This window comes from Pseudomonas sp. B2021, from assembly GCF_018135665.1.
In the GTDB taxonomy this organism is placed as follows: Bacteria; Pseudomonadota; Gammaproteobacteria; order Pseudomonadales; family Pseudomonadaceae; genus Aquipseudomonas; species Aquipseudomonas lactis.
The window spans coordinates 1-7,538 of the sequence record NZ_SMOF01000004.1; the positions used below are offsets into that span (position 1 = coordinate 1).

Annotated in this window: 3 protein-coding genes; all 3 read right to left on the minus strand. The window is 61.8% G+C overall.

The genetic code is table 11. The annotated features are described in order from the left end of the window. A partial coding sequence (locus tag E1K68_RS27245) for a DUF6531 domain-containing protein (protein ID WP_212614942.1) occupies positions 1-3,146 on the minus strand: 3,146 nt, incomplete at its 3' end. A 110-nt stretch (positions 3,147-3,256) separates the two neighbouring features. Beyond that, on the minus strand, positions 3,257-6,331 hold the full coding sequence (locus tag E1K68_RS27250; RefSeq protein ID WP_212614943.1) for an efflux RND transporter permease subunit: 3,075 nt from the start codon (positions 6,329-6,331) through the stop codon (positions 3,257-3,259). Between the two features lie 2 nt (positions 6,332-6,333). Then, positions 6,334-7,437, minus strand: a complete 1,104-nt coding sequence (locus E1K68_RS27255) for an efflux RND transporter periplasmic adaptor subunit (RefSeq protein WP_034134400.1) — start codon at positions 7,435-7,437, stop codon at positions 6,334-6,336. Positions 7,438-7,538 lie beyond the last annotated feature (101 nt).

Here is a 7,538-nt window from a genome sequence, read left to right on the forward strand (position 1 = left end):
TGGTGCTCGGCGGTCAGGCGGTTTTGGCGGTCGTATTCGTAGGCCAACGCCCAGTTACCGTCGTCGACGCTGAGGAGGTTGCCCTGGCGGTCGTAGGCATAGTCGACCACGCTGTTATCGGGCAGGGTTTTTCGTACGAGGCGCCCGGCGTGGTCGCGCTCGTAACGGGTCACTAGCTGACTGCCGTCGTCGCCGTGTTCGGTCTTTTCCAGCAGGTTTCCGTTGAGGTCGTAGGCGTAGGCGGTGCGTTGGCCGTCGAAGCCGGTTTCCTGGCGGATCAGGCCATTGGGGTGGTAGTCGAGTTGGTAGGTTTCGCCGGTTTCGTTTTCGATCTCGGTGAGCAGCAGTCGGGTGTTGTCGTAGCGGTATTTGACCTGGGTGCCGTCGGCGTTGAGGCGGCGGCTGATCAGGTGCAGGCCACCTTCGTATTCGTAGCGGGTGACGTGGCCGAGTTCGTCGCGTTCGGCGATGATTTTGCCGTAGGGGTTGTAGCTGAATTCCCTACAACTACCGCCAGGCAATACAAGACGAATCAACCTGCCGACGCTGTCCCATTCATAAACGGTCTGTGCGCCGTGTTCATCCTCACGGGCAATCTGTCGACCCAGATCGTCATAGCGATAACGCTTGATCCCACCATGGGGCAATTGCTCCTCCAGCAACTGCCCACGCTCGTTCCACACCAGCCGATGACAACTGCTGTCGGGATACCAAACCCCAATCAGTTGCCCGTGCTTGTTGTAGCTGTAGTCCGTAACCTCACCATCGGGATCGGTCCTACGCGTAAGGTCGCCCTGATCATTACGCTCATATTTCCAAACCGCCTCGCCACGCCGTACAACTCGTACAAAACCGTTGTCATGCTCGTAGGAAGTCGGCTCATCATCCCCCGGAAACAACGCCACCAAGCGTCCGGCGTCGTCATATTGATAGGCCGTCACCGCGCCCATCGGGTCTTGCTCGACGGTCAGCCGCCCCTGGTCGTCGTAGGATTTAAAGTGCGTGGCGCCGTCCGGATCGACGCGCTGTACCAGCCGCGCCCGCTGGTCATGGACATACACCTCCTGGCTACCATCGGCGTTATGCACGGTGACGCGACCGTCATCCCCCCAGGCATAGCGCGTGTCCATCTGCGAAAAACTTGCCCAATGCCGGACGCAGCGCGCCGCCTTGCCAGCGTGTTCCCATTCCCAGAAGAAACTCGCGCCACCGGCCAACTGCCGCTCGAGAATGACGTGCTGATCGTCGTACCGATAACGCTCGCTTTCTCCGACAGCATTGGTCGCGCAAACCAGTCGTCCCGCTTCGTCATAGGCGTAGGAAACAACGTTCTGCTCGGTTTCCCAGACGTAAGGTGCACGCCCTGTGGCGCGATGCACCTGGTAGTCCACCGCGACGATGCGATCCAGCTCATAACGCAACAGCAGCGAACGGCCAGCACCGTTATCCAGCCGCTCAATCCGCCCTGAGCGATCACGGCAAAGGCGCAGGCGGTTGTCATATGCATCGCTGATGGTTGTCAGCACACCGTCGCGAAAGTTGTAGAAACGGGAGGCCTGGGCCAGCACCAACTCGTCAGGCGCCGAACCCAAATAGATCGCCGCTTCCGCCAGGCTATTGGTGATCGCCGGCCGAGAATCGGTGGGCAAGGGCAGGGTAGTCGAGCGGTTTTCATGGTCAGTCCACACCACCGAATCGCCCGACACCACCAGCCGATGAGCCAGCGCATGGCTCCAACCCAACCCCAGCCCACAATCGACCTCCACCGCGCTAGTGCGATACAGCCGTGTCCACTCAAACGGCAAAATCCCGTCCAGCGCGCCGTCGGTGAGGGTGAGCAATTCCTCGCCGGTGACCATCGACACCGGGCAGCCGTTGGTAACGGTCTTGTCCGCTGACGCCGCCGCATCACCCTTGGGGTTCGACGCCACAGCCGGCACATCATCGACAGGCTCCTGACGGACCAACGTCGTGCGCTGGGCCTTGCCGCGCACCATCGGCACCGGGTTCGAAACCAGCGTATCGCCCGCCTTCAACGGCACAGCCGGCACCGTCTTAATCGGCGTCGCCGCACTGCTCAGCAACACCGGCTTGGCGGCCTCGACATGGGTTTCCAGCCGAGGCCCCGTCACCTGCTCGGCCAGCAACTCCAACAACGCCCGCGCCCGCCCGGATTTGACGTGACTGAGCGTCTGCGCGCCCAGGCGCAGCTGTACCCCAATGCCCCGCGTAGCCCAGATCAGCAACAGATTGATCAACACTTCGCCGGTGATTTCACCCAGCAGTTCGTACATGTCGGGCGGCGGCAGCATGCGTATCCAGGCCACCAGCGCCGACAGGTAGATAAACAACAGCGGCTCATCACTGAGTACCAGCAACCCCTTGGCCAGCGTGTCTTTGCCCAGCTTGAGCAGTGCATCCAGCTCGGCCTGGGACAGGTATTTCAGCAACGTTTCGCTGTTGGACTTGAGGTTGGCGAGCAGGTCGTACAGCTCGGTGATGTTGTCCCACAGGTTGTAAAGCGCCTTGCCCAGCCCGGTCGCAAAGGCAATGCCCTGAATGCCGCTACGCTTGTAGGCTGGCGCTTTGGCAAAGTCTGCCCATCGAGGCTTGAAATGCTCGGCCCATGCCGTGCGCAAATCCGCTTCCAGCCCGGTGATCACAGACTCATAGGACGCATACAGCGCCTGGACGTGAGCCTTGGAAACAGTGGGGTAAAAGGTGATTTCGTACTGTTGGTCGCGGCTACAGTCGCTGACTTCAAGAATGCCGCTGGGGCCAATGGTCCGATGCAGTGGCGCGCCTACCGGGCTGCCGTCCTGTGCAACGGCTTGCAGCCTCACGGGCGTGTTGCCGATAGGCACGAACTGCGTGCTTTCGAACAGATGCACCAGCGTCAGCCCGCCCTGGGCTTTGCATTGAGCGACCGTGCGGCTGGGCTTGTCGGAAGAGATCGGCGCGACCAGTGCGACGTCTTCCCCAACCTTGAACACCTGCTCCACGCTAAGTGCCGAACCACTTAAAAAGCTGTCGGCCCACGTATCAAAGGTATTCAGGCAGGTGCGGAAATCCGCGAATACGCGCTCAACCTTCGGCGCTTCGGGATCCATCGGCACCAGCATCAGGTTGGCCAGCACCGAGATCAAGAGACAGCCCCATTCATCAGGGCTCTAACGAACACCACCATCTGCAATCCCTCGCACTGTTTGATCAGGCGAGGGACTTTGCAGAGGTTTACAGGGGAGGGGAGTAGCGCTTATCCGGCCGTTACGTGGGACATTTCAGCAACCTTGTCGCGCAGCACCAAGCTGCACAGCGCTGGCAAGAACAACAGCGTCAACACCGTGCCCACCAACACCCCGCCAATCAGCACATAGGCCAGGGACGACCAGAACACAGACAACGTCAACGGAATAAACGCCAACGCCGCCGCCAGTGCCGTAAGGATCACCGGTCGGGCACGCCGCACCGTGGCTTCGATAATGGCCTCGCGAATCGCCATGCCGTGGTCCTGGTTCTGGCGTATCTGGTCGGTGAAGATCAGCGTGTTGCGCATCAGGATGCCGCCGATGCCAATCAGGCCCAGGATCGCGTTAAAGCCGAACGGCTGGTTGAACAACAACAAGGTGGGCACTGCGCCGATCAGGCCCAAAGGCGCGGTAGCGAACACCATGAACATCACGCCAAAGGAGCGCACCTGGAACATGATCACCGTGAGGGTCAGCAGGATCATGATCGGGAACAGCGCCGCCAGGGCGACGTTGGCTTTGGCGCTTTCCTCAACCGGGCCGCCGATGTCGATTTTGTACCCGCTGGGCAGTTTGGCGATCAGTGGCTGCAGGTCTTTGTACACGGCCATTTCCACATCGGGCGGTTGTACGCCGTCGATGATGTCGGCGCGCACTTCCACGGTGGTGGCGCGGTCGCGGCGCTTGAGGATCGGCTCTTCCATTACCGCCTGGAAATGCCCGACCTGGGCCAATGGCACCGAGGTTCCGGCGCTGTTGGTCAGGGTCATGTTGTTGAGGTTGCCCAGGTCTTCACGCTGGCTGCCCTGGGCACGGGCCACCACCGACACGGTGCGGTTGCCTTCGCGCACTTCGGTGATCGGGTTGCCGCTGAGCAAAGCGTTGAGTTGGGACTTGACCTCGTCCGGCGTGAACCCCAGCAGGCGCAAGCGATCCTGATCCAGCACCAGGCGATAACCGCTGGCACGTTCGCCCCATTCGAGGAAGGTGTCTCTGGTCAGCTTGTTGCCGGCTACCACCTGACGCACGTCTTCAGACAACCCACGCAGCACATTCAGGTCCGGCCCGGAAACGCGGAACACCACCGGGAACGGCACTGGCGGGCCGAAGACGAGCTGTGTGACCCGAACCCGCGCCGAAGGGAATTCGCCTGCCGCAATGCGCTCACGCATCCGCAGTTTCAGTGCGTCGCGGGCATGGGAATCCGGCGTTTGCACGATCAACTTGGCGAACGCCGGGTCCGGCATTTCAGGGTTCAACGACAGGAAAAACCGTGGTGCGCCGCCGCCCACATAGGTGTCGACCATGCTCGTCTGGGGTTCCTGCAACAGCGCCTTCTCCACCTGAGCCGCTACGGCCTCGGTGCTTTTGAACGCGCTGCCGGGCGGCATATACACTTCCAGAATCAGCTCCGAGCGGTCCGAGTCGGGGAAGAACTGTTTCTTCACCACCGCCATACCCAGGCCACACAGCACAAACGCGGCCACCACCAGCCCAGTTACCAGCCAGCGCCCACGCACGCAGGCCTCTACCAGGCGGCGCAGTTTCTGGTAGTAGCGCCCGGCATAAATCGCATCATGCCCGCCGGGCACTGGCTTGATCTGCGGTAGCATCTTTACGCCCAGGTAAGGCGTGAACACCACCGCGACCAGCCACGACGAAATCAATGCGAACCCGACAATCCAGAAGATATTGCCGGCGTACTCGCCAGCACCGGAGCGCGCAAACCCCACCGGCAAAAAGCCAATGATGGTCACCAGCGTACCGGTGAGCATGGGCGCGGCGGTGGAGCTCCAGGCATAGGTCGCCGCGTGAATGCGGTCAAACCCTTCTTCAAGTTTCACCACCATCATCTCGATGGCGATGATGGCGTCGTCCACCAGCAAGCCCAGGGAGATGATCAGCGCGCCGAGGGTGACCCGGTCGAATTCACGGCCCGTGACCAGCATGATCACGAACACGATCGACAGAGTCAGCGGCACGGCGGCCGCCACCACCAGCCCCACGCGAAAGCCCAGGGCCAACAGGCTGATCAGCATCACCACCGCCAGGGCGACGAAGAATTTGAGCATGAATTCATTGACCGCCAGGCTGATGTTCTTCGCCTGGTCGGACACCTTGGCGAAGTTCACGCCCAGGGGCAGGTCGGCCTGGATCCGCGCTTCTTCGGCTTGCAGACTCTTGTCCAGTTCCAGACCGTTCCAGTGCTTCTCCATGATCACGCCCAGCATCAGCGCCGGGTCGCCCTGGTGGCGGATGCGGTAACTGGGCGGGTCTTCATAACCCCGGCTCACGGTGGCTACATCGGCGATGCGCAATACGCGGCCATTGACTTGCAGGGGCACGTTCTCGATCAAGGCCAGGCTGTCGAACGCGCCGTCGATGCGGATATAGGCGCGGGCACCCGCGGTTTCGACGAAGCCTGAGGGCGCCACGGCGTTTTGTGCGGCGAGGGCGGCGAAGATCTGTTCGGGCTTGATGCCCAGGGTCGCCAGGCGCTCATAGGAAAACTCCACAAACACACGCTGGGCCTGTTCGCCGAGGATATTGACCTTCTTCACCCCGGGCAGGTTGAGCAGGCCCTGGCGCAATTGTTCGGCCATTTGCACCTGCTGGCGGTGGGGCAGGTGTTCGGCTTCCAGGGCGTACAACGCAAAGTACACATCGGAATATTCATCGTTGAAAAACGGCCCGATCACGCCCTTGGGCAATTGCGCGGCTTCGTCGCTGAGCTTTTTGCGCGTCTGGTAGAACAGCGCCTGGATCTCGCTCGGGCGTGTGGACTCCAGGAAGGTCATGCGCATCGACACAAAGCCCGGCTGGGCGATGGTCTCGACGCGGTCGTAGTAGTCCAGCTCTTGCAGGCGTTTTTCTAGGCGGTCGGCGACTTGTTCCTGCATTTCCTGGGCGGTGGCGCCGGGCCAGGCGGCGGTGATGGTCATGACCTTGACGGTAAACGAAGGGTCTTCGGCGCGGCCCAGCTTGCTGAATGCGAAGACCCCGGCGACGAGGATCGCAATCAGCAAAAACAGGGTGACGGCGCGGTGTTTGACGGCCAGTTCGGAGAGGTTGATCCCGCGCATACTCATTGATCCTGCTGACGGTTGAGGGCCAGCGCCTGGGCGGGCAGCAAGCGCACCGTGTCGCCGCTGTGCAACAGGTGAGCGCCGAGGGCGACGATGGTTTGGCCGGGTGTTACGCCGCTGTCGAGCAAGGCGTCTTCCTGGCCGAGGCTGGCGACTTTCACCGGGGCGAAGCTGATCTTTTGGTCATCGCCAATCAGCCAGACGCCCGTGCCTTGCCCCGCATCCTGCAAGGCGCCAATGGGCACGCGGGTTTGCAGAGGCTGGCCGTTGCCTTGCAGGCGCACGGTGATGGTGGAACCGAGGGCGAAACGCTCGACCGAACCCTGCAGCACATAACGTGCCCGGTAGGTGCGGGTGACCGGGTCGGCGCTGGCGGACAGCTCGCGCAGGGTGGCGGTCACGGCCTGGTCGGGTGCGCCGAAGGGGAATGCCAAGGCTTTTTGCGCGGCCAGGTCACGCCGGTTCTCCGGCAGGTTGACGATGGCTTCACGGGCACCGTCATGGGCCAGGCGCGCGACGATTTGCCCTTCGGCCACCACCTGTCCGCGATCGGCCAGCACATCGGTGATGATGCCGTCGCCATCGGCCTTGAGCACCGAATACGTGCGACGGTTTTCGATCTGGCTGGCGTCCGATTGCGCCGCGGCCAGTTCGGCCTGGGCGACGCGCAGGTTGGTGGCCGACTGGTCGAAGATCTGCCGCGACACCGCGCCGGTACTGGCCAGGCGCTGGTAACGGTTTTCATCGTCACGGCGCTGGCGCAGTTGCGCCTCGGCGGCGTTGACGCGGTTCTTGGCCGAACGCAGCGCCAGTTCGAAGTCGCCGATGTCCAGTACCAACAGGGTGTCGCCACGGGAGACATGCTGGCCGGGGTCGACCTTGCGCTCGATCACCTTGCCGCTGACCCGAAAGCCCAGGTTGCTTTCAGTGCGTGCTGCCACCACGCCGGTATAAGCGCTTTGCTGGGTGCCGGCGGCTTCGACCTTGGCGGCGAGTACCGGACGCGGCACTGGTACCTGAGCGGTATCGGCCTTGCTGTTGCAGCCATTAAGGAACATCAACAGGGCCAGGGGTGTGAGAAGACGCAGGGGGAGAGGGGGCATGGCGAACTCCGGAAACCATTGTGCAAAAAATTACGGGCGTAATTTTTTGCTTATATTATGGTTGAAATATAAATTAATCCAGTCCCCAGATAATCCCCGTC

Coding starts and splice junctions, on each gene's coding strand:
- E1K68_RS27250 (WP_212614943.1), bottom strand. CDS start 6,331: ATGCGCGGGATCAACCTCTCCGAACTGGCCGTCAAACACCGCGCCGTC.
- E1K68_RS27255 (WP_034134400.1), bottom strand. CDS start 7,437: ATGCCCCCTCTCCCCCTGCGTCTTCTCACACCCCTGGCCCTGTTGATG.